Raw genomic sequence first — 307 nt, 5'->3', positions numbered from 1 at the left:
CGAGATGAGTCTTCCCTGGGCACTTGAGGCCCCGGAAGGGACGTTCGAGACGAGGACGTTGATAGGCTGGGTGTGTAAGCGTAGCGATACGTTGAGCTAACCAGTACTAATGACCCGAGAGGCTTAACCTTACAACACCGAAGGTGTTTTGGTGAGAGAGACGAGAATTTTAGCTTGTTCGAGGATTGGTTCTGATGGTTGTGCACGGGAAGTGTGAGCATAACGGTTGGAATAAAAAGAATTTGCCTGGCGGCGAGAGCGCGGTGGTCCCACCTGACCCCATGCCGAACTCAGAAGTGAAACGCCG

General features: G+C 53.1%; 2 rRNA genes. Both read left to right on the top strand.

Annotation, left to right across the window (positions count from 1 at the left end):
• Positions 1–131, top strand: a 23S ribosomal RNA gene (locus OB87_RS19120); the annotation flags it as partial.
• Positions 132–245: 114 nt separating this feature from the next.
• Positions 246–307 (top strand): 5S ribosomal RNA (rrf, locus tag OB87_RS21220); the annotation flags it as partial.

Source organism: Dickeya undicola (genome assembly GCF_000784735.1).
GTDB lineage: Bacteria > Pseudomonadota > Gammaproteobacteria > Enterobacterales > Enterobacteriaceae > Dickeya > Dickeya undicola.
This window is presented reverse-complemented; position numbering and strand designations above follow the sequence as displayed.